The organism is Zeaxanthinibacter enoshimensis, from assembly GCF_004362865.1.
Classification (GTDB): domain Bacteria; phylum Bacteroidota; class Bacteroidia; order Flavobacteriales; family Flavobacteriaceae; genus Zeaxanthinibacter; species Zeaxanthinibacter enoshimensis.
On the sequence record NZ_SNYI01000001.1, the window covers coordinates 846,925 to 870,210 of the forward strand.

General features: G+C 46.3%; 19 protein-coding genes and 1 tRNA gene. 11 read left to right on the plus strand and 9 right to left on the minus strand.

The features are described from left to right. Positions 1-42 precede the first annotated feature (42 nt). The 4 genes from CLV82_RS03680 to CLV82_RS03695 all read left to right on the plus strand — a co-directional run bounded on the left by CLV82_RS03680 (position 43) and on the right by CLV82_RS03695 (position 2,186). On the plus strand, positions 43-840 hold the full coding sequence (locus tag CLV82_RS03680; RefSeq protein WP_133642936.1) for a universal stress protein: 798 nt from the start codon (positions 43-45) through the stop codon (positions 838-840). Positions 841-974: 134 nt separating this feature from the next. After that, complete coding sequence (locus tag CLV82_RS03685) at positions 975-1,223, plus strand: GIY-YIG nuclease family protein (RefSeq protein WP_133642937.1); 249 nt, start codon at positions 975-977, stop codon at positions 1,221-1,223. After that, positions 1,214-1,287: transfer RNA gene (locus CLV82_RS03690), tRNA-Ala, on the plus strand. Before CLV82_RS03685 ends, CLV82_RS03690 begins: the two co-directional genes overlap by 10 nt. Positions 1,288-1,472: 185 nt before the next feature. After that, the gene (locus CLV82_RS03695; protein ID WP_133642938.1) at positions 1,473-2,186 is read left to right on the plus strand and encodes an SDR family oxidoreductase; all 714 of its coding nucleotides are present in this window, start codon (positions 1,473-1,475) and stop codon (positions 2,184-2,186) included. A 2-nt stretch (positions 2,187-2,188) separates the two neighbouring features. Here CLV82_RS03695 and CLV82_RS03700 read toward each other — a convergent pair whose 3' ends face one another. From CLV82_RS03700 to CLV82_RS03715, 4 genes are all read right to left on the minus strand, one after another. Further along, the gene (locus CLV82_RS03700; RefSeq protein WP_133642939.1) at positions 2,189-4,948 is read right to left on the minus strand and encodes a PD-(D/E)XK nuclease family protein; all 2,760 of its coding nucleotides are present in this window, start codon (positions 4,946-4,948) and stop codon (positions 2,189-2,191) included. 62 nt (positions 4,949-5,010) lie between these two features. Further along, positions 5,011-6,381 (minus strand): OmpA family protein, encoded by a 1,371-nt coding sequence (locus CLV82_RS03705; protein ID WP_133642940.1) that lies wholly within the window; start codon positions 6,379-6,381, stop codon positions 5,011-5,013. A gap of 113 nt (positions 6,382-6,494) precedes the next feature. Beyond that, positions 6,495-7,688 (minus strand): glycine C-acetyltransferase, encoded by a 1,194-nt coding sequence (gene kbl / locus CLV82_RS03710; protein WP_133642941.1) that lies wholly within the window; start codon positions 7,686-7,688, stop codon positions 6,495-6,497. 5 nt (positions 7,689-7,693) lie between these two features. Next, positions 7,694-10,813: a UvrD-helicase domain-containing protein gene (locus tag CLV82_RS03715; protein ID WP_133642942.1), complete on the minus strand. Its 3,120-nt coding sequence runs from the start codon at positions 10,811-10,813 to the stop codon at positions 7,694-7,696. Positions 10,814-10,933: 120 nt separating this feature from the next. On the opposite strand from CLV82_RS03715, the gene CLV82_RS03720 reads away from it, so the two are divergent. After that, complete coding sequence (locus CLV82_RS03720) at positions 10,934-11,542, plus strand: superoxide dismutase (protein ID WP_133642943.1); 609 nt, start codon at positions 10,934-10,936, stop codon at positions 11,540-11,542. A gap of 1,169 nt (positions 11,543-12,711) precedes the next feature. Here the strand turns inward: CLV82_RS03720 and CLV82_RS03725 are convergent. From CLV82_RS03725 to purN, 4 genes are all read right to left on the minus strand, one after another. Further along, positions 12,712-14,616 carry an amidophosphoribosyltransferase gene (locus CLV82_RS03725; RefSeq protein WP_133642944.1) on the minus strand — a complete coding sequence of 635 codons (1,905 nt, stop codon included), beginning with the start codon at positions 14,614-14,616 and terminating at the stop codon, positions 12,712-12,714. Between the two features lie 39 nt (positions 14,617-14,655). Further along, complete coding sequence (locus CLV82_RS03730) at positions 14,656-15,582, minus strand: PfkB family carbohydrate kinase (protein ID WP_133642945.1); 927 nt, start codon at positions 15,580-15,582, stop codon at positions 14,656-14,658. A gap of 79 nt (positions 15,583-15,661) precedes the next feature. Next, positions 15,662-16,294, minus strand: coding sequence for a ribonuclease H1 domain-containing protein (locus tag CLV82_RS03735; protein ID WP_133642946.1), 633 nt, complete (start codon positions 16,292-16,294; stop codon positions 15,662-15,664). Then, positions 16,294-16,869, minus strand: a complete 576-nt coding sequence (purN, locus tag CLV82_RS03740) for a phosphoribosylglycinamide formyltransferase (protein ID WP_133642947.1) — start codon at positions 16,867-16,869, stop codon at positions 16,294-16,296. Before purN ends, CLV82_RS03735 begins: the two co-directional genes overlap by 1 nt. Before the next feature lie 160 nt (positions 16,870-17,029). On the opposite strand from purN, the gene CLV82_RS03745 reads away from it, so the two are divergent. From CLV82_RS03745 to CLV82_RS03770, 6 genes are all read left to right on the plus strand, one after another. After that, positions 17,030-17,263, plus strand: coding sequence for an acyl carrier protein (locus CLV82_RS03745; RefSeq protein WP_010519573.1), 234 nt, complete (start codon positions 17,030-17,032; stop codon positions 17,261-17,263). 110 nt (positions 17,264-17,373) lie between these two features. Continuing rightward, on the plus strand, positions 17,374-18,624 hold the full coding sequence (gene fabF / locus CLV82_RS03750; RefSeq protein WP_133642948.1) for a beta-ketoacyl-ACP synthase II: 1,251 nt from the start codon (positions 17,374-17,376) through the stop codon (positions 18,622-18,624). Positions 18,625-18,631: 7 nt separating this feature from the next. Continuing rightward, positions 18,632-19,372 carry a ribonuclease III gene (gene rnc / locus CLV82_RS03755; protein ID WP_133642949.1) on the plus strand — a complete coding sequence of 247 codons (741 nt, stop codon included), beginning with the start codon at positions 18,632-18,634 and terminating at the stop codon, positions 19,370-19,372. Between the two features lie 118 nt (positions 19,373-19,490). Next, positions 19,491-19,955: an IPExxxVDY family protein gene (locus CLV82_RS03760; protein WP_133642950.1), complete on the plus strand. Its 465-nt coding sequence runs from the start codon at positions 19,491-19,493 to the stop codon at positions 19,953-19,955. A 4-nt stretch (positions 19,956-19,959) separates the two neighbouring features. Further along, positions 19,960-21,390 carry a pyruvate kinase gene (gene pyk, locus CLV82_RS03765; RefSeq protein ID WP_133642951.1) on the plus strand — a complete coding sequence of 477 codons (1,431 nt, stop codon included), beginning with the start codon at positions 19,960-19,962 and terminating at the stop codon, positions 21,388-21,390. 20 nt (positions 21,391-21,410) lie between these two features. Continuing rightward, a complete protein-coding gene (locus CLV82_RS03770; RefSeq protein ID WP_133642952.1) occupies positions 21,411-22,169 on the plus strand; it encodes an SDR family oxidoreductase in 759 nt (252 codons plus the stop codon). Positions 22,170-22,174: 5 nt separating this feature from the next. On the opposite strand, the gene dinB is transcribed toward CLV82_RS03770, so the two are convergent. Then, positions 22,175-23,278: a DNA polymerase IV gene (gene dinB / locus CLV82_RS03775; RefSeq protein ID WP_133642953.1), complete on the minus strand. Its 1,104-nt coding sequence runs from the start codon at positions 23,276-23,278 to the stop codon at positions 22,175-22,177. Positions 23,279-23,286: the final 8 nt, after the last annotated feature.

Below are 23,286 nucleotides of genomic sequence, written 5' to 3' on the forward strand. Positions count from 1 at the left end.
CTATAATTTGTCCCTAAATTAAGGGTTATAATATTAACAGATATGAAGAACATACTAGTACCTATTGGGACATCGCCGGACAGCCATGAAACGCTCCAGTATGCCGTAAACTTTGCCTCCGATTTCAATTGCAGGATCTACGTGATGGAGGTTTTCAGTGTTCCTGCTGTAGCAGGCAGCCTGACCAATATTGAAGAAAAAGTTGCTGAAAGCAGTAAAGAGCACCTGAAAGAGGTGATAGCAAAGGTTGATAATAAAGGGGTGGAAATAAAAATAGCTACCTATAATGGTGATCTGATCAGCGGGTTAAAGGAAATTGATAATGAACTTGGGATAGACCTGATCATCCTGGCACCCAGGAGTAATGATATCAAGGAAGAGCTTTACCTGGGCAACACGTCGGGGAGGATCATTAAGAGAACTGATATCCCTACGCTCATCGTTCCGAAAGGATACCAATACGGCCCTTATAAAACCATACTAACGGCTTTTGCCTCCGGGGTTCTTAAAAAGAAAAAGGTATTAGATCCACTGATCACCATAAAGAAGCATTTTAATTCCGGTGTGAACCTGTTACTGGTTAAGAACCCGGGGTATAAAGAGACGGACTTAAAAGTGAATACGGCCCTGATGGATATCTCTTCCCAGATGACCATTACAGAACACGCAACAACCTACCTGGGCGTTTTAGAGCATCTCCAGTCCCAGCAACCAGACCTGCTGTGCGTATTCAGAAGAAAAAGAGGATTCTTTACAAGTCTTTGGGAGAAGAACACCATCATGAAATCAGAATTCTCTGCTCGCATCCCGGTATTGGTGCTGAGTGTAAAGAAAGACTGATGAAGATTTCATTTTGATTGTTGTTCAAAATGTATTTTCTTTGCCCTTCCTAAACAGATGGGGGATTAGCTCAGCTGGCTACCCGCCCGAACGTACCGTCCGGTACGGGCGGGGAGCGCAAAAAAGCATGGCAGATGTGCTTTACTTACGTTCTTTACAGTTCTGAATTTAAAAAGTACTATGTTGGTATTTCCAATGACGTGGAAAAGCGGTTAGCGATTCACAATAGTGGTAAGATCAAAAGTACTAAACACTTTATACCCTGGAGGGTGGTTCATGTAGAGCACTTTGGTTCTAAACAGGAAGCCAGGACCAGGGAAAAATACCTGAAATCTGCAGCAGGCAGAAGATGGCGAAAACAAAATATTGAAATGGGGGATTAGCTCAGCTGGCTAGAGCGCTTGCATGGCATGCAAGAGGTCACCGGTTCGACTCCGGTATTCTCCACAAAACCCTTCCCTTAACGGAAGGGTTTTTTTATATCTCATCTTATCGGGGGAGGCACCCTGTATATAAAGCCTCCATGCGCGCTTATTCATCCCTCCTCAGCCCGTATTTATTTAAGAAAAGTATAACGGTCACAATTTCTATCTCCAGTGCGCTCCGCTTATTTTAGAGGAAAAGCACAAAACATGAAAGATTTAAAAGATAAAGTGGCCTACATCACAGGTGGGTCTAAAGGAATAGGATTCGGTGTAGCAGAAAGATTACTGGACGCCGGAATGAAAGTTGCCATAAGTGGCCGTAACCTGGAAGGAGTACAGCAGGCCGCGGATAAGCTGGGACATGCTGACCGGGTCCTGGCGATTGCTTCCGACGTAACAAAACTGGAAGATGAAAAGGCTGCTGCCAGGAAGATCCTAGACCGCTGGGGGCAGATAGACGTAGTCCTTGCCAATGCAGGGGTGGGTCATTTTGCACCCGTTGATGAATTAAGTGATGCAGACTGGCACCAGATGATAGATACTAACCTAAATGGTGTCTTCCATACTTTAAAAGCTACCGTAGATGCTTTGAAAAAATCAGAAGGTTATTATATGACCCTGGCGAGCCTTGCCGGGACTAACTTTTTCGCTTCGGGGTCAGGGTATAATGCTACAAAATTCGGGGTAGTTGGCTTTACCCAGGCGGTTATGTTAGACCTGAGGTCCTATGGTATCAAAGTGTCTACCATAATGCCAGGCTCTGTCGCCACACATTTTAATGACCACGAGCCTTCTGAAAAAGATGCCTGGAAAATTCAGCCTGAAGACATTGGAGAACTGGTATACGACCTGCTGAAAATGCACCCCAGGACCCTGCCAAGTAAAGTAGAGGTAAGGCCGACACGCCCGGATCAGAAATAAGTTCAGGCAGATTTCTCGCTAAAGGGAGTTCCGGGGTCGCAGATTTCTCGTAAAAGCCTGGAGAGCTGTTCCTCGAAGGATTTTAAAGTTTCCCCGTTAATGGTGAATTCTTTGTCTTTAGCACTTGCACGTGTTGAGGTTTTCGTTGCAAAACGAATGAGCCCGGAGTTCAGGCTTTTAAAAGCAATGATCCCCGCTTCCATTCCGGAGGTGGGGTTTTCTTTATGGTACATATAGGCGTATGCGAGCAATTGGAAAGCCTTGTTGTACTTTTCCTCCGTTACGAGGTCTTCCCATTCTATTAATTCCGTATTCCCGCTGTTGGCCTGCCCCGTCTTGTAATCTATGATCCGGAGTACTCCGTCGTATTCATCTATCCTGTCTATTTGTCCCCTCAGGAAAACCGGGAACGGAATTTCCGGAATATTTACCGGCACCTTCATATCCTTTTCCAGTCCTAAGATCTTAATCTTATGACGCTCGGATTCCTTCATCTCCATGGTAATGAAGCGTTCCAGGTATCTTTTGATTACGTGGAAGACGATCAGGTTCTGCCCTTGTGAAATATCCACATCTCCGTAATTCCTGGCATACGCATCGCGAACGGTCTGATCAATGCCGGCTTTCGCCTTGTCTAACGCTTCGGCCTCAAGGTACTTCCCGAGGAATGGAGTATAGAGAGCTTCAAGGCTATCATGGACAATAGTACCGAATACGCTAGCCGACACAGTTTCCTCTACCTCCTGCAGATCCTGGATCCGGAGGATGGATTTTTTATAGAAGGTAAGTGGGTCGCGAATATAATTCGTCAGTGCCGTAGGGGAAAAGCCTTTTGCGGCGATCTCCGATATCCTTTGGGATAACTGGGCATCTTTGGTAATAGAAACAGGAAGATGCAGGTCAGGATGAATTTCCGGACTGGCAAATTGTTCTTCAACCACGGTATTGGGAGGAGGATCAGAAAGAAGCTGCGAGATCAGCCTGCTTTTCTCACCACCTTCCAGGGAATCGGGGACGGAGTTGTAGAGCAGGTATACTTTGCTTGCCCGCTGTAAAAGCCTGTAAAAATGGTAAGAATACACCGCATCTTTTTCTTTGTAAGTTGGCAGGCCAAACGCCCTTTTTATATCAAAGGGGATCAAAGAATTATGGGCTTTTCCCGAAGGGAGGATACCTTCATTAACCGACGTCAGGATCACGGTGTCAAAATCCAGGTTCCGGCTTTCGAGCATTCCCATTACCTGCAGTCCTTCCAGGGGTTCACCCCGGAAATCTACTGTTTCTGACTCCAGCAGCGTACGGTAAAGGCTCTCCAGGGTACGCAAGTCAGTGATCTCCGAATAGGTCTCCAGGTGGCTTTCTAGCTCGTTAAACAGTGTGTAGAACCCATAGAGATGTTCCAGGGCCAGGAATTGCTCCTGTCGCTGGAAATGGTCTTTTAAGGTCCCGATCAGCTCGCTGCACTTGTCTAAAAATATCCTGGGGTCTTTAGAATCTTCAAAGAAAAGCAGGGAAAGAAGTTCTTCCGGTGCGTCGGCTTCTTTAGCTAGTTTCTCCCGGTTGAGAAAACTCAGGTTGCGCTCTTTGATGAGCTGTTGTATTCTTAATGTCCCAGGGGATGGTTCTCCGGGCTGCAGTAAAGCTACATAAGGATGGGAGAGTAAGGCCAGTACATTCTTGTAATACCACCCGAGGGATACCTGATCAAGGTGCAAGGTAAACAATTGGTTGAACAGGCCGGCGACCGGAGTTTTCCGAAGCGGGTAGCCCATGGTGATATTAATAGGTCCTACGGTGTCAGGAAGGGCATGAACTAAAGGATTCAGCAATCCCTCATCTCCCAGGACCACCGCGGTCTTACTGAGCGGACTGCCTTGTGTGTCAGCTTCCTGCTGTAGCAACCGGGAAACATATTTCACCTGGGAAACATTCTTAGGTACACCAATTACGCTGATGTGTTTCTGCCTGGAAAAATTGTCCTGCAGGCCCTGCAATGGGAATTCTTTGAGATAGGGCCATTTTTGACTGTGAGAACGAATAAAATATCCCGCTTCATGAAGGGGATCGTCAACAAAGTACGGATCTGCATCCCAGAAGATTTCCGCACGGTCTTCCCTAAGTAAGTACTGGATAATGTCGGATTCAGCCTTGTTAAGAGCATTGAAGCCTATAAAAATATGTAGATCTGATGCGGAACCTTCGGCGTGAGATTCGACCTTTTCACAGGCAGCCCGGTACACCATGCCCTGGTAACCCAGGCCCTGCCGCTGCAGGCGGGTGTGAAAGATGGTGTAAATATCCTGTAACTGGTTCCAGAATCTCAGGTAATTCTTTATCATCGGGGTTTGCCCCTCGCTTACAGACCAGTGTTCGATCTCCCTGGCAGAACTCAGGTAGGAAAAAAGATCGGATGCGGGCACCAGGTAACGGTCTATTTCATTAAAATCCTGCAGCAGTAACTGGCCCCATTTGGAGAACTGGAAGAAACTTTCATATTCGCCTGTCTGGGCTTCCCTGTAGCTGGAATAGAGTTCAAAAAGAAGCTGGGTATTCGTAGCGTATCTAAGACCCGAAAGTTCTTCAATAAATTCTTCTATACTGTAGATCCGTGGTGCAAAAATGGTTTTCCTGACGGATTTCCGTAAAATATCCCTAAGGTAACTTCCCGCGCGTTTACTGGGTAGAATGAAGACGATATCGGAAAGGGAAGAATGTTTTTCAAGGGTCTTGGCAACAACCTCTTCGAGGAAACTTTTATGCATGGCTTAAAAATAAAAAAAGCTCCGCAATTGCGGAGCTTTAATATTATAAAAGCGTGTTACTCTTACTTGATAAGGTTGATCTCAACCCTTCTGTTCTGAGCTCTTCCGGCTCTGGTGTTGTTAGTAGCAATTGGCTTGCTTTCACCATATCCGATAGCCTCAAGTCTGTTTGCATCGATTCCTTCTTTGATCAGGAAGTCTCTAACAGAGTTAGCTCTTTTTTCAGAAAGTGACTGGTTCAGTTTATCACTACCAACACTGTCTGTGTGACCTTCTACTGTGAATTTAGCATTAGGATACTCGTTAAGGATCTTGATGATATCAACGAATACAGATACTGATTCAGTTTTAAGAGAAGCTTTTCCGGTATCGAACAGGATTGTTCTTGCATACTCGTTCAATTGCTTCTGAACTTCTTCAGTTACTTCTGGGCAACCTTTGTTAGCTACAGTTCCGGCAACATCAGGACACTGATCGTCTTTGTCAAGAACTCCGTCTCCGTCAGTATCAGGCCATGGGCATCCGTTGTTCTCAGATGGACCAGCTTCGTTAGGACACTCGTCATCTTTATCAGCTACACCGTCTCCGTCAGCATCAGGGCATCCGGCAAGAGCAGCTAGACCAGCTTCAGCAGGACAAGCATCATCTTTATCGGCTACACCGTCACCATCCTGGTCAGGGCATCCGTTCATTTCTTTAGATCCGGCTTCGTTAGGACAAGCATCTTTGCTGTCTTCGATTCCGTCACCGTCAGTATCAGGACATCCGTTGAATGCTTCAAGTCCAGGTACTTCAGGACAAGCATCGTCTTTGTCATAGATTCCGTCTCCGTCAGTATCAGTTCCACCAAACTTGATAGAGATACCGGCCATGTGCTGGAAGTGTTTTACAAGGTAATCCTCGAAAGAATGCTTGTAAGAAGACTGAAGTGTTAAACCGAAGTTGTCAGAGAACCAAAGGTTGAAACCTATGCCTCCGTTAACAGTTCCGGCTCCTACTTCGTCAACCCAGGTATAACCACCACCGATCTCTACGAAAGGATCGAACATAGTGTCATCCAGGAATGCATATTTAATTGTACCGTCTACAGCGTAGTGAGACAGGTCGTCGACACGTACATCTCCTAGGTTGCTGATCCTGTTTAAAGAACCACGTACACCTACAGCGAAGTTATCTCCAACTGAGCGGCTAACACCGATGTAAGAAACAGAAGGAAGAATGTTCCAGTGGTCATTCGCATTGAAATATTCGCTTCCGAAAGTTCCTGCTTCAAAGCCGAAGTTGGCTTGGGCATCTTCAGCACCGGTTGGATACACATCTATAGCGTTCACACCAAAGCTTACCTGCCAAGGATTATTTTCATCTTGCGCTTGTAGGTTGTTAAACCCAATAAAAAGTAGGCCAACAACTAATAATCTGCTAAGCTGTTTCATGTTCAAAATTTTAAGTTTAAGTGTTTATTAGACGCAAATGTAAGTTGTTAAAAATTATTAACAAAATCAATTTATTATTTTTTTTAACGCTTTTGCAGGTAGAAAATAATGGGTTAAATAATTTCCAAAGCCTTGCCAACCTCCGTAAATGCTTGGATTGCGCGGTCAAGATGTTCTTTTTTGTGCGCGGCACTCAATTGTACCCTGATCCGTGCTTTCCCTTTTGGCACAACCGGATAGAAAAAACCGATCACATAGATCCCCTTTTCCAACAACATATTGGCCATCTTTTGGGAGAGCTTTGCATCGTACAGCATTACGGGTACAATCGCTGAATCTCCGTCTATTATATCAAAGCCTGCTTCCTTGATTCCCTTCTTAAAATAACGAGTATTTTCTTCGAGTTGGTCCCTGAGCTCTGTGCTGTTGCTGAGCATTTCAAAAACCTTGATAGATGCACCTACGATCGCAGGGGCAAGGGAATTGGAGAAGAGGTATGGCCGGGATCGCTGTCTCAGGATCTCGATGATCTCTTTTTTACCTGTAGTATATCCTCCCATGGCACCTCCCATGGCTTTACCCAGGGTCCCGGTAATAATATCGATCCTGCCCATCACGCCTTTTTCCTCGAGGGTGCCACGGCCAGTTTCCCCTATAAAGCCGGTGGCATGGCATTCGTCTATCATGACCAGGGCATCATACTTGTCTGCCAGGTCACAGATCTCATCCAGGGGCGCAACCAGTCCGTCCATAGAGAACACACCGTCAGTCACAATAACCTTAAAACGCGCACCATCTTCGTTAGCTTGTTTTAATTGCTTCTCCAGGTCTTCCATATTATTATTGGCGTACCTGTAACGGGCAGCCTTGCAAAGACGTACCCCATCAATGATAGAAGCATGGTTAAGAGAATCTGAGATGATGGCGTCTTCAGAGGTAAGCAGGGGTTCAAACACCCCGCCATTGGCATCAAAACAAGCAGCATATAATATAGTATCCTCCGTCCCGTAAAATTCAGCGATCTTATTCTCCAGTTCTTTGTGAATATCCTGGGTTCCGCAAATGAATCTTACTGACGACATCCCGAATCCATGACTGTCCATGGTGTCCTTTGCAGCCTGTACCACCTCCGGGTGGGATGAAAGCCCCAGGTAGTTATTGGCGCAGAAATTGATTACTTCCTGCCCGGTGGATATCTTAATGACAGCATCCTGGGGGCTGGTAATAATACGTTCTTCCTTGTAAAGACCAGCCTCTTTAATTTCAGCCAGTTCCTTCTGTAAATGATCTTTAATTTTTCCGTACATAGTTTTTATATAAATTCCGGTCTGACCGTATCCTCTACATAAACAATGATCTTGTGGAGGACCTTGTACCCCATGGCCTCTAAAGCATCAGCATAGGTGTACAATTGTTCGTGGTAACCGGGGTTTTTCTTTCCAGTCTTGTAATCGATAATAACAGCGGTCCCGTCTTGCAGCACCAGTCTGTCCGGTCGCAAAAATAGCCCATTTTCAGTAATTATAGGCATCTCGTTCTTTATGTCCGGCCCTTCCTTATAATAGGCTGCCAGGCGCGGATGCCTGACAATGCTGTACGCCAGTTCCTTAAGCTGTTCGGCAGCATCAGGGTCAACCACTCCCCTGTTCAGCATTGCCTCCAGCTCGGGCTCTATGTCTGCAGGGGTATATACCTCTGCCAACAAGGCGTGCAGCAGGTTACCCCGGCCCAGGGCCAATCCCCGGTCTGTATCCCATAGCATACCCGAGGTGGTTACTATGTCGAGCTCCGGCCGATCCTTTTTAGAATAAACAAAAGGAACCGGGTCCCCGGCTGTGATCTTCCTGCTCTCTTCATAAGGATCAAGGGTGCCGAAGTCGTACCGGGTCTGTCTTTCATCCCATTTCCCCTGGGATTTCAGGTAATAGATGAACAGGTCCGAGTAGGTCTTTACCTCGTCCTTGGGCTTAGCCGGTGCTTCCGTAAAGATATAAAGTGCCTGTTCCGGACGGGTGAGGGCTACGTACAAGAGGTTAAAGGCATCCATCTCCTGCATTTGCTGTTCCTCCCGGTACAGTTGATCTGCCAGTGGGCTGTAATGGCACATTTCATCTTTTTGAGAAAGGAGTAAAGTTGTAAAGCCGTGGTATTGGCCCGGGTCTACCGCTAGCCATAGCAAAGTCTCGTTCCGGCCCGAAGAGGGATAGATACCTGTGCTGGCAAATGGGTATAATACCACCGGGAACTCCAGGCCCTTCGCCTTGTGTACGGTCATGATCTGTATGGCGTCCATGGATTCCGGTGCTACGATACTGAGTTTATCTTTCTTCTTATCCCAATGTTCCAGGAAGGTCACGATGCTCCCATCCGTCTTTTGTTCCACCAGTAATGCCTCATCTAACAAATAGGTGATATATGCATCAGAAGCCGGGGCCAGGTCAAATTTGCCGACAGCATATTCGAGACTGTCGTAGACGGTTGCCTCCCTGAGAATGGCTGTATCAAAGCCATAGTATTCTGATAAATACTGTCCCGGGGAATCCAGGTGTCTTTTTGTGATGGTATATTTTTCCGTGGTATCTTTAAGCAGGAACGAGAGTATTTCATAAGAAATCTCCTGTTCGTCGGGGGCGAGGCAATGCCTCAGCAAGTTGACGAGGAAGCGAACAGGTTCATGATTGGCCAGCAAAAGAGTTTCTGAAGAGATGATCGGGATCCCTTCCTCTATGAGGTAATCAGCAAGGAGTATTCCCTGGGCTTTGGTCCGGGTAAGGATACACAGGTCGGAATAGCTGAAATTCTTCTCTTTCACCTCCTCGATGGCTTTCTTTACTTCCCGGCAATAGATGTCGTTCTTGTGTTCTTCCTCCGTTCCCTGGATGAACTGTAAGGAAACATACCCCCCATCTTTCCGGTTATACTGCTGGGAATTACCCTGCAGGTACATGGATTCATAAACCGGGTTGCCCAGGATCCGGCTGGTCTGGGTAAAGAAATCGTTGTTAAAGCGAATGATCTCACGGCAGCTCCGGTAGTTGGTAGGTTTTTCCTGCAGGCTGGGAACGGCGACAAAGGGATTTTCAGTTTTATTGAATAACTGCATGAATTGTTCCGCATGCCCGCCACGCCACCTGTAGATGGCCTGTTTGGCATCTCCTACCAGGAGCAGGCTGCCTGGCTTACCTTGATCATCTTTGCTTTCCAGGGCGTTACTGATAAGGGGTACCAAGTTATTCCACTGCATTTCGGAAGTATCCTGGAATTCATCAATAAAGTAATGGCGGTATTTCTCTCCAAGGCGCTCATATATAAAAGGAGCAGGCTGATCCCGGATCGCCTCGGATATCAGGGTGTTAAAGAAGGAAATAGGGAGTTGGTCCCTTTCTTTCTGCAATGCTTCTACCTCTTTCCGGATACTGTTGAGAACCATAAGAGGTACCATATGTTTCAGGAGATTGGTAAGGAAGGCACGGTGGAAGAAAGTACTTTTGATCTGTTCAAACCCCCGTTCCAATTGTGGCATCAGTTCATCTATGCTGCTCTTTACGGAATCTGCAGCAGATTTATTGTATAGCGGCTTCTGTCCAAAATCCTTTTTCCAGCCGGCTTTAAAATCGATGTTCAGATCGCCCGAAGCGATCTTTTCCATAAAGACAGGGAAATAGCGTCCGCTGAAATCCGTATCCTCCAGGCCTTCGGCACGGACAGAATCCAGGATAAGCTGTGCCAGGGAAGCGAGGTCCTTTTCAGCTTTTGCTTTGTTTTTTTGCAGAAGTTCTTTCAGTTGTAAGAAATCCTCCAGGCTTTTACCTTCGAGCTTCTTCAGTTCTGCTGCGTGGTTTTCTTCGAATACAAGTTTCCCGATCTTCAGCAGGTCATTACTGATATTCCAGCTTTTATCATCCTCGGTCTTCTCCAGGGCGAAATCAATAAGAATGGCTGAGAGCCTGTTGTCCTTGCCGGCCTTGTTTAGTAAGCGGTTCACTGCTTCATCCAGAAGCAGGTCGGTTTCCAGTACCACTTCAAAGTTTTGTGGCAATTGCAGATCGCGGGCAAAGGTCCGGATCAGCCGGTGATTAAAACGATCTATCGTGGCAATGTCAAAGAAAGCGTAATTGTGGAGGATCTCTTTGAGCACCCGCCTGGATCTTTCCCGGAGGGCCTGGGGTTCCATCTCTAACTGCTCGCACAGGCTGTGGAACATATAAGAGGATTTAGATGGAATCGGATCCTGGCCGAAATCAGCGAGGTTGTTCAGGATACGGTCTTTCATTTCGGTCACCGCCTTGTTGGTAAAAGTGATCGCAAGGATCTGCCTGAATTTCCTTGGGGGGCCGGGTCTCAGAATTATTTTTAGGTATTCCTGGACCAGGGTAGAAGTCTTACCTGATCCTGCCGAAGCACTGAATATTTTATAGGGAGTGTCCTGCACCTTCGTTTTAGCTGCAAAATAAGCATTCTTAAAAGGTTCTTAACAAATAATTAGCTGAATATGTTTCCTATAATCCATAAATTTGGGAGACTGATTTTATTAACGAAAAACACTAAACACATGGCTTTTGAATTACCAAAGTTACCTTATGCATATGATGCCCTGGAACCGCATATCGATGCGCGAACCATGGAAATACACCACACCAAACATCACAACGGGTATACCACGAAACTGAATGACGCCATCAAGGGGTCTAACCTCGAAGGAAAGTCGATCGAATCTATCCTTGAAAACCTGGATATGTCTAACACGGCAGTCAGGAACAACGGCGGTGGATATTACAATCACAACCTGTTTTGGGAAGTAATGTCTCCGGATGGAGGAGGTAATCCTTCGGGTGAACTTGCCGATGCAATAGACAGTGCCTTCGGTTCCTTTGAGAACTTTAAGGATCAGTTTAGTTCGGCTGCAGGAAGCCGCTTCGGTTCCGGCTGGGCATGGTTGTGTGTTCAGAAAGGAGGAAAACTGGAGATCTGTTCTACTCCTAACCAGGACAACCCTCTTATGCCGGCTACCGGTTGTGGAGGATACCCGATCCTGGGTCTGGATGTCTGGGAACATGCATATTACCTGAATTATCAAAATAGGAGACCTGACTATATCACGGCATTTTTCAACGTAATCAACTGGGATAAGGTTTCAGAATACTACAGCAAGAGGAAATAAGCCTTTATATATATCGACAAAAAACCCCGTGGATAATCCACGGGGTTTTTTTGTATGTACCAAATAGAAAAGGGCAGAGAAGTCTCTGCCCTTTTCGTCCCAAATCTTACCATAAACTTAACCTACTTATGCTATGGCAGTACTAAATTACTGGTATTGTGAGAAATAACAAAGAAAAATCCTGAAATTTTCGTGTATATCCCCTTCCAAATAAGGGGGTGTGAGAGCAAGAAAGTAGGTTTTAATCCTAATATGCTGATTATGAAACATAAAAAAGGCAAGGTGAACCCTTGCCTTTTTTCCCCAAATCTTACCATGAACTTAACCTACTTATGCTATGGTCCTCCAAATGTAATGGGTTGGCTGACTCTGAAAAAAGCTAATAGATGAACGTCCCGGTAAATTGGGCAAAGAGCATTTCGATAAATGTTTTGTAAGAATTCAGAATGTTGTGGAGAGTTAGTTGTAGGAACTGGCGGGGAAGTATATTCAAAACAATTTGTAAATAAAAAGGACAGGGATCTACCCCGTCCTTTTCCCCAAATCTTACCATGAACTTAACCTACTTATGCTATGGTTCTCCAAATATAGCTGACTTATCTACGGGTTAGGTAAGGTCTCGGTTGAACACCCTGTTTATTTGCTGAAGTGCAGGAATAAAAATATCAACCGGGGTATGAAGACGGGAAAAAAATGGATTCGGCGATGATGGTACAAAAATAAAAAGGCAGGGTTATCCCCTGCCTTTTTCCCCAAATCTTACCATGAACTTAACCTACTTATGCTATGGTCCTCCAAATGTAATAGGATTGATGGCAAATGTGATAAGGTCTTGGATAAACGTATGATTAATCGGATGAAATGCATTAATGTGCTGATATATAGCTCTTAGTAATGTCTGGTATAGTAAAATTTCTTTTCCCGGCTCCTGGCTGGGGAAAAATCAGAAATGACTGGGTAGTTAATGGGGGAGAAGAGATAAAAGTGAGTGGTAGTAAATAAAAAAGGTGGAGAAAACTCCACCTTTTTTGCCCCAAATCTTACCATGAACTTAACCTACTTATGCTATGGCAGGTCTAAAGTATTGTGGTTTGCAGGCTTGGAATCAGAAAGCCGTTGAACGACATGGATTATCGATGAAATGCATGTTTTTATGCATTTCATCGGAATTATGCCGAATAGGCTCGTTCTTTCTTGCCTTCGTAAAAATTGATAAATGCTTTGTTTACAACACGATTTCCACCAGGGGTTGGGTAGTTACCGGTAAAGTACCAGTCACCAAGGTTTTTAGGGCAAGCCTTATGTAAGCTTTCTATGGTCTGGTAAATGATCTGTACCTCTGCGCGTACTTCTTTCGGGCAAAGCAGGGCGGCAATTTTCTCTGAAATTTCATCAGCCGTGAAAGGAGCGTAGAATTCCTTTACATGGTTAACTACTTCTTCATCGCTGGTCTTGAGTTGTCCGAGGCACTTTTGATAGATCGCCTCTACCTGGTCCATCGTTCCGCGATCCTTATGAAGTTCAAGGGCAGCTCTGAATGCCACGAAATCTTCCAACCTGGCCATATCTATCCCGTAACAATCGGGATACCTGATCTGAGGAGCAGATGAAACTACGATGATCTTCTTTGGAGAAAGTCGGTCCAGGATCCGCAGGATACTTTTTTTAAGGGTAGTACCCCTTACGATACTGTCGTCTATGATCACCAGGTTATCGTCTGGGTTCACTGAGCCATAAGATATATCGTAGACGTGGGCGACAAGGTCATCCCGGCTATCGTCCTGGGTGATGAATGTCCTTAGTTTGGCATCTTTAATCGCAACTTTCTCAATTCGTGGCCGGATCTCGAGTATTTCCCTGAGTTCCTCTGAAGTTATCCCGGAACCAAGTGCAAGGATCTGTTCTTCCTTTTTGCGATTGAGGTAGTTCTGTGCTTCTTTCACCATCCCGAAGAATGAGGTTTCGGCCGTATTCGGGATATAGGAGAAGACCGTATTCTTCATATCGTAATCGATAGATTCCAGGATCTGGGGAAATATAAAGCGACCGAGATTCTTGCGTTCTTCGTAGATCTCCTTATCGCTGCCCCTGGAGAAATAGATTCTCTCAAAGGAGCAGGCCTTGCGTTCGCGGGGTTCAAGGATCTTCTTGATGGCCATGCTACCCGATTTTTTCACAATTATGGCGTGCCCTGGATCAAGTTCCTTAACGGATTCGTAAGGAACATTGAATACAGTCTGGATGGCCGGTCTTTCTGAAGCCACCACTACAACTTCCTCATCCTCGTAGTAATATGCAGGGCGTATTCCTGAGGGGTCTCTTAGAACAAAGGCGTCGCCGTGACCAATAAGTCCGGCCATGGCATAGCCGCCATCCCAGTTCTTGGATGCCTTTTTTAAGATCTTGGCTAATTTGAGTCGTTCCGCGATAAGCGGCGAGGCTTCCATTTTGGTAAAACCTTCTTTTTTGATCTCTTTATAGAGTTTTGCCACTGCATCATCCAGGAAGTGACCGATCTTTTCCATTACCGTAATGGTATCGGCCATTTCTTTCGGGTGCTGACCCAGTTGCACGAGGTTGTCAAACAACTCGCTTACATTGGTCATATTAAAGTTCCCCGCTACGATGAGGTTCCTGTGCATCCAGTTGTTCTGTCGCAGGAATGGGTGTACGCTTTCTATACTGTTCTTTCCGAAAGTCCCGTACCGGACATGCCCTAAAAGAACTTCCCCTATATAGGGAATATATTTTTTCTGCTTAGCGACATCATTGTGGTATTCCGGGTTTTCTGCCAGTGACTGGTTGATCCGGTCATTGATCTGGGCAAAAATATCCTGTATGGGTTGGGATTGTATAGAGCGAGCCCTGCTCATATATCGCTCTCCCGGCAGCATATCCAGTTTGATGCTGGCAAAACCAGCCCCGTCCTGTCCGCGGTTGTGCTGCTTTTCCATCATCAGGTACATCTTGTTTACCCCGTAAAAAGCTGTACCGTATTTTTCACGGTAGTATTCCAGGGGTTTACGAAGCCGGATCAACGATATCCCGCATTCGTGTTTGATGGCATCACTCATAATATCTTTTCCGTACAAATACCCTGTCTGTGCAAGGTGTTACTCTATTTCAATATCAAATTGGGTCAGCTCAACAAATTCCTGTAAACGCTGCCCAACTTCTTTCCGGTCCAGGTTCAGCATCCGTTCGGTGCCAAATCGTTCTACGCAGAATGAAGCCAGGTTGGACCCGTGTATAACGGCATTTCTAAGGTTGTTAAAAGAGATATTCCCGCTCTCGGTAATATGTCCGACAAAACCGCCCGCGAAGGTGTCTCCAGCGCCGGTTGGATCAAACACCTCTTCCAGTGGCAGGGCCGGGGCAAAAAAGATTCTCTCTTTATGGAAAAGCAGGGCGCCGTGTTCTCCTTTTTTGATCACCACGTATTTTGGTCCCATCTCGTGGATGGCAGCCGCTGCCCTAACCAGGGAATATTCATTGGTAAGCTGCCTGGCCTCTTCATCATTGATGGTGATAACGTCCACCTTTTCAATAACCTTCATCAGTTCAGGCAAGGTAGTGTTCATCCAGAAATTCATGGTGTCCAGTACGATCAATTTTGGCCGCTCTTCCATTTGTTCGATGACACTTAACTGGATATCGGGGTGAAGGTTCCCGAGCATCACAACATCCGCATCCTTGAAATTATCCGGAACTACCGGTTTAAAATCGATGAGAACATTCGGTTCAGTTGCCAGGGTTTCTCGAGTATTCAGGTCATTTCCGTACTTTCCGCTCCAGAAGAAGGTCTTGCCCCCGGGGACAATTTCTATCCCCGAAATATCTATATCCCTGTCCTTTAACAGGTCCAGGTAATCCTGGGGAAAATCTTCTCCCACCACCGAGATGATCGCGGCGTCCAGGTTGAAATGAGAGGCTGCAAGACCGATAAAAGTTGCAGCTCCTCCAAGTATCTTATCTGTTTTTCCGAAGGGGGTTTCAATGGCATCGAAGGCCACGGTCCCCACTATGAGTAGTTTCCCCATTTGCTTTTTCAAAAATTTGGTGCAAATATACGGTTTTGTAATTCCAAAAAGCTCGCAAATGGGAATAATCCCTTCTTACCTATTTGCGACCGAAGTCTGCCGGGATCTCACCCCAGGCCTTGGTCTCCCATTTTACTACCGGGGTATGGTAAGAATTGGTTTCCAGCCACTTCACTGCACGGTCCACGAGTTCAAAGAGTTCTTTATTCTTAGCGGACCGCTTCAGTTTACTGTTACACTTTTTACGCCTCACCCAGCTCATGGCCGTTCGGGAGTCCGTATACAGGATACGGTTACTTTTCTTGGCTTTAAGTAAAGCTAGGCCGTGTACTATCGCAAGGAATTCTCCAATATTATTAGTGCCCTGTGGGAAGGGTCCCTGGTGGAAAAGAGGTTTCCCTGTCCGGGTATCTACTCCCCGGTATTCCATTATCCCGGGATTGCCGCTGGAGGCGGCATCGACGGCAATTGAATTCAGGTTGGGCGCTCCTATCCGTTTGATGTCCGCCGCACTTAGACTGCTGCTTTTCTTTTTCCCCCTGTAAGCCGCGTAATTCTTCTTAAAAGCTTCATCGGCGGCCTGCCGACTGTCAAAGGCCATGTACTGGGCGCCTTCCTGGCCTTTGATCTGGGCCTGGCATTCTTTCCAGCTGGTATAAACCCCCGGTTGCTTGCCTTTCCATACGACGTAAAATCTTGGCTTCTTACCCATTAGTTGAGCTGCTTATTCAGTAGTTCTTCAATAACACGTGGAAAATGTTCGTATTCCAGCTCATGTACTTTGGCGGCTACATCCTCGGCTGTGTCAGCTGCGGCTACCGGGATCTGCTCCTGTACAATGATTGCCCCTTCGTCGTAATTTTCATTTACATAGTGAATGGTGATGCCGGTATAAGGTTCTTTATTGTCAACTACTGCCTGGTGAACCCGTATCCCGTACATTCCTTTCCCGCCGTATCGCGGCAGAAGTGCCGGGTGAATATTAATGATCTTTCCGGGGTAGGCCCGGAGTAGGGAATCCGGTATTTTCCACAAAAAGCCTGCGAGGACCACCAGGTCTGTCTCAAGGCTGTTGACCAGGCTGACCACAGCTTCTGTATTGTAAAGCGCATGTTTATTGAAGTAGAAGGCATTGATACCCAGCCTATCACAGCGATCCAGCACCCCGGCATTCTTCTTGTTGGTGAGCACCCCCGCAATTTCTACGGATTTTGAACCCTTAAAATATTCATGGATATTTTCCACGTTAGATCCGGATCCTGAGGCAAAGAGCGTAATTCGTTTCATGCAGTGATGACGGGAGTTTGAGGGCAATAATTTTTCTGCTAAATTACAAGTCTTGCATTTAAATTTATTAAATTACGTCACATTTTAAGGTCAGATAGTATTATTAGACCAAAGTTTTTTATTTTTGCCATCGATTTAAATTTTTAAAACCAAAATCATTATGTCAGACATTGCATCAAGAGTAAAGGCTATCATCGTAGATAAACTGGGTGTAGATGAAAATGAAGTAGTACCGGAAGCGAGCTTTACTAACGACCTCGGGGCAGACTCATTGGATACCGTAGAGTTGATCATGGAATTCGAAAAAGAATTTGATATCCAGATCCCGGACGATCAAGCAGAGAATATTGCAACTGTAGGCCAGGCTATAAGTTATATAGAAGAAGCTAAGTAATTTTATGATATCATAGGAAAGAATTAAAATTATCCATGTGGTAATCCTGCTGCATGGATAATTTTTTTTATTTTTCACTTGTTTAGGCAGCAAACTAAAAAATTGATTCAATGCAATTAAAGCGAGTTGTAGTTACTGGTCTTGGTGCCCTTACCCCCATCGGGAATACCTTGGAAGAATATTGGGAAGGATTGAAGAGTGGGAAGAGCGGTAGCGCCCCGATCACCTATTACGACACAGAGAAATTCAAGACGAAATTTGCCTGTGAATTAAAAAATTACAATCCGGAAGATTATTTTGACAGGAAAGAAGCACGTAAACTGGACAGGTTTGCGCAATACGCTTTGGTGTCCTCCGATGAAGCGATCGCAGATTCAGGTTTAGACCTGGACGCAATCGATAAATTCAGGGTTGGTGTAATCTGGGGTGCCGGTATAGGTGGCCTGGAGACATTTCAGCAGGAGGTGCTCAATTACGCCGCCGGTGATGGAACGCCAAGGTTTAATCCCTTCTTTATACCTAAGATGATCGCGGATATCGCTCCGGGAAATATCTCTATTAAACACGGGTTCATGGGCCCTAACTATACCACGGTCTCTGCATGTGCATCTTCGGCGAATGCCATGATAGATGCCCTTAACTATATCAGGCTGGGGCACTGTGATGTTATCGTTACAGGGGGTAGTGAAGCTGCGGTTACTATAGCCGGAATGGGAGGGTTCAATGCAATGCATGCCCTTTCTACCAGGAACGAAAGTCCTGAAACAGCTTCCAGGCCATTTGACGCAACCCGGGACGGTTTCGTTCTTGGTGAAGGCGCAGGAGCACTGGTGCTGGAAGAATACGAGCACGCAAAGGCCAGGGGAGCAAAGATCTATGCAGAAGTTGCAGGGGGAGGACTTTCCAGCGACGCATACCATATGACTGCTCCGCATCCGGATGGAATAGGAGTAGTAAAAGTGATGGAAAACTGCCTTAGGGATGCCGGACTGAAACCTGAAGACGTTGATACCATCAATACGCATGGTACATCCACTCCTTTAGGGGATGTCGCAGAGCTGAAAGCGATCAGCCAGGTATTTGGAGAACATGCCAAGGATATCAATATCAATTCCACCAAGTCCATGACAGGTCACTTGCTGGGAGCTGCCGGGGCCATAGAAGCGATCGCCTCTATCCTGGCCATGGAGCACAACCTGGTGCCGCCGACGATCAACCATACAACGGTTGATGAAAATATAGATCCAAGCCTTAACCTGACTCTTAATAAGGCCCAGGAAAGGAAAGTAGATGTGGCTATGAGCAATACCTTCGGGTTTGGAGGTCACAATGCATGTATCGTATTTAAGAAAATCAGTTAAACAACGAATGTCATTTACAGCCAATATATTCAATTCCCATTCTAAAAAGGATGGGGATTTTTTATTGGCGATCACTAAAGTACTGGGCTTCAAGCCAAAAAAATTACCCATCTACAGGAAAGCCTTCCTGCACAGATCGGTAAACCAGAAGGATAAGCAGGGTAATCCTATGAATTATGAGCGGCTCGAATTCCTCGGGGACGCCATGCTCGGGACCATAATCTCCAAACACCTGTACAATGAAGTGCCCGGCGGGGACGAGGGCTACCTCACAAAAATGCGTTCCAAGATCGTCAGCCGGAAACACCTGAACGAACTGGGGAAAGACCTGAACCTGATCGATTTTGTTGAAAGCAGGATCCCCAAATCCCATTTCGGGGACAATATCCACGGCAATGTCTTTGAAGCCCTGGTGGGAGCCATCTACCTGGACAGGGGGTATAAATATTGCGAGAAATTCATCCGGGAGCGTGTTATTGAACCCTATGTGGATATAGAGCAGTTAGAAGGGCAGGTAATGAGTTATAAGAGCCTGCTGATTGAATGGTGCCAGAAACAGAAAAAAGAATTCAGTTATAATGTATACGAGGACAGCGGGAATGATCCTGTAAAACATTTTGCCGTAAAGCTGAGTATCGATGGTAAAGTTATGGCAAAAGCCAGGGCCACCTCCAAGAAAAAGGCCGAAGAAAAGGCTTCCAAGCGCGCATTTTTTGCATTACAGGGCAAAATAAAAGGGGATTCGTAAAAAGAATTCGTTAAATTATCAGCTTCAAACGTTTTCGTGCCCTGACTCCCAAATACTTGTTGATCTTAAGCTAGACTTGTTAATGTATTAATCATATATTTACCGTTTAGGTTCAGGTATGACGACAACTCACAAAATTTTCGAGGAGCTTTGTGAAGAAGAATTTACCCTATGGGCCCTGCACAGCAGCCTGGAAGATCATGCCCTGGTCTATGCCCTTAATTATTACCTGAAGAGCAGGTTTAAAAGGGCCCCGGCAGACCTGGATATTTCTAAGTCTATAGTCTTTCCTTATTTTGAATGGAAAGACGAGGCGCATGACCAGTACTGGAGGCTGATCACGAACAAGAGCCGGGTCCGGCAAGACCTGGAGTTCCAGGATTTATTCCGGGATGAGCCGGCTTTCACGGCCCACCATTTGATACCGGAATACCGTGACGCTGATTATCTGATCAAGATAGAAGGAGAATTATTAGCCTCGGACGAGGAAAGGCTGGCCCAGCTTAAGAAAATACCTGGGATGATCACTGCTTATCCCGTCAATATTGAAAATTTAAAATCAAGAAAAAATCTAACTTTTTAGGACAATGCCCACTAAGAAAAAGACAAAAATAGTAGCCACATTAGGACCCGCAACCAGTAAGAAAGAGGTGCTGAAAGATATGATTGAAGCAGGGGTTGATGTGTTCAGGATCAATTTCTCCCATGCCGATTACGATGCCGTGAAGGAGCGTATCCGTATGATACGCGAACTTAATGAGGAGATGGGGACATATACCTCTATCCTTGCCGACCTGCAAGGACCAAAATTGAGGGTTGGTGTCATGTCTGAAGAGGTAGTGGTATCTCCCGGTGACGAGATCAGCTTTCATACAGGTAAGCCTTTTGAGGGAAATGCAGACAAGGTATATATGAATTATTCTACCTTCCCCAAGGATGTGAACCCCGGGGAACGCATACTCCTGGACGATGGTAAATTGATCTTTGAAGTTGTCTCCACTAATAAGAAGGACGAGGTTAAGGCTAAGGTAATCCAGGGTGGACCATTGAAGTCCAAGAAAGGGGTAAACCTGCCAAACACCAATATTTCATTACCCGCTTTAACAGAGAAAGACGTTAAGGATGCCATTTTTGCAATTTCGCAACAGGTAGACTGGATTGCCCTTTCTTTTGTCCGCTTCAGCCAGGACCTTATAGACCTTCAGAATATCATCAAGGAGCATTCCGAGGAGAAGATCCCGATCATCGCCAAGATCGAAAAGCCAGAAGCGGTTGAGAATATCGACAAGATCGTGGCGTATTGTGACGGACTGATGGTAGCCCGTGGAGACCTCGGGGTAGAGGTTCCCGCACAGGAGGTGCCGCTGATCCAGAAAAAACTTGTACTGCGGGCCAAGAAAGCCCGTATCCCGGTGATTATCGCCACGCAGATGATGGAAACGATGATCACAAGCCTTACCCCCACAAGGGCAGAGGTGAATGACGTCGCTAACTCTGTTATGGACGGGGCGGATGCCGTGATGCTATCAGGGGAAACCTCGGTTGGGAACTACCCCGTACAGGTGATACAGAAAATGACCAGTATCCTGCACAGCGTGGAAGGTTCAGAATTCATCCAGGTACCTCATGATCCACCTCATATCAGGACCAAGCGATACATAACTAAGTCTGTTTGTTACCATGCTGCGTTAATGGCTAATGAAACCAAGGCTAAGGCCATTACAACCCTGACCAATAGTGGGTATACGGCTTTCCAGATATCTGCATGGAGACCCAGTGCTCATATCCTGGTATTTACCTCCAATAAGCGTATCCTTACGCAGCTGAACCTGCTGTGGGGTGTTAAAGCGTTCTATTACGATAAGTTTGTTTCAACAGATGAGACCATAGAAGATGTAAACCAGATCGCCTGCGATAAAGGCTTCCTGGAAAGCGGGGATATGATGATCAGCCTGGCGGCCATGCCGATCAAAGATAAAGGTATGGTGAACACCCTGAGGGTGACAGAGATCGAATAGATCACCATAAGTAAATTGGTATGTGGAATTTAAAGGACAGGAAAGTACTGGTCACCGGTGGCAGTAAAGGCATCGGGAAGGCCACGGTTAAAGAGTTCCTGGAGCTCGGTGCCGAGGTTCTGTTCACTGCCCGGAAGGAAGTGGATATCCGCACCTTCGAAGAGGAGTTGTCCGGGAAAGGGTACAAGGTAAGCGGGATGGTAAGTGATGTATCTGTAGCCGAAGACCGGGAGGACCTGGTACGGAAGCTGACCCACGAGTACGGCAAACTGGATATCCTGGTAAATAATGCCGGGATCAATATCCGGAAGGCTGCACTGGACTATACCGAAGAAGAATTTTCAAAGATACTTGCGATCAACCTGTTTGCGCCCTTTGAGTTCAGCAGGCTACTTTATTCCCTTTTACTGAAGGGCACTAAACCTTCGATCGTAAATGTTGCCTCCGTGGCTGCTTCCGTAGATGTTAAGTCGGGCAGCCCCTATGGCATGGCCAAGGCCGGGCTGCTACAGCAGACGCGCAACCTGGCTGTCGAATGGGCCCAGGACGGTATCCGGGTGAATGCAGTTTCCCCCTGGTATACAGCAACTCCCCTTACTGAAGCTGTCCTCACACAAAAAGACCGGATGGATCCCGTGATCGCAACCACCCCGCTCCGGAGGGTAGCACAACCGGAAGAGATGGCCAGTGTCATCGCTTTCCTCGCAATGGATAAAGCCTCCTATATAACAGGGCAGAATATTATCGTGGATGGGGGGATGAGTGTTTCTGCATTCTGAGAGTTTCAGAATTCAATTTGTAATTGCACCGCTATGGCCTCTTCTTTCGCTTCGCTCTCCTGTCCCCTGTCAGTATTCAGGTTACTTACAGAGATGCCGAGCAGGCGGACCGAATTCTGCAGGGCGTCCTGGTAGAGCAGTTCTTTAGCCGTCTCCAGTAAAACGGAATGGTCTGCGACAAAATAGGATAAAGTCTTTGCCCTCGTCTGTAGTTTAAAATCACTGTATTTGATCTTAAGGGTAATGGTTTTCCCGGCCAGCTGATTCTTCTTTAACCGCCGTTCCAGTTCATGGGCGATCTGTTCAAGTCTTTCTAACATAAAGATCTCGCTGCTGAGGTTTTCGCTGAAGGTACGCTCGGCTCCGACGGATTTGGGGGTACGCTCCGGCTTTACCGGGCTGAGATGTATGCCCCGTACCACCTGGTAATAGAATTTACCGCTCTTCCCGAAATGTGTCTTTAAAAAATCTTCTGATTTATCCTTCAGGTCTTTCCCGGTAAATATACCTAACTGGTACATTTTCTCAGCAGTGACCTTCCCGACACCATAGAACTTCCGGATTTCCAGTTGTTCCAGGAATTCCGGCACATCTTCCGGGTCTACAGTCTTCTGGCCATTGGGTTTGTTAACATCACTGGCCACCTTGGCGATGAATTTATTGACCGAGATTCCTGCAGACGCCCTCAGGCCCAGTTGATCATAGATCCGTTGACGTATTTCTTTGGCGATCATCGTCGCAGAGGGGTTGCCGAATTTGTTTTCAGTGACATCCAGGTAGGCTTCGTCCAGGGAAAGGGGTTCTACCAGGTCTGTATATTCCAGGAAGATAGCCCGGATCTTACTGCTGATCTCTTTATACCGGTCAAACCGGGGTTTAACAAAAATGAGTTCCGGACAATTGCGTTTGGCGGCCTGCCCACTCATGGCCGACCTTACCCCGAATTTCCGCGCTTCGTAGCTTGCAGCAGCGACTACGCCGCGCTTTGCGCCTCCGCCTACAGCCACAGGTTTGCCCCTTAGTTCGGGGTTGTCCAGCTGCTCAACAGAGGCGTAAAAAGCATCCATATCTACATGGATGATCTTTCGCACCGGGAATTCATAAGCCATAAACAAAT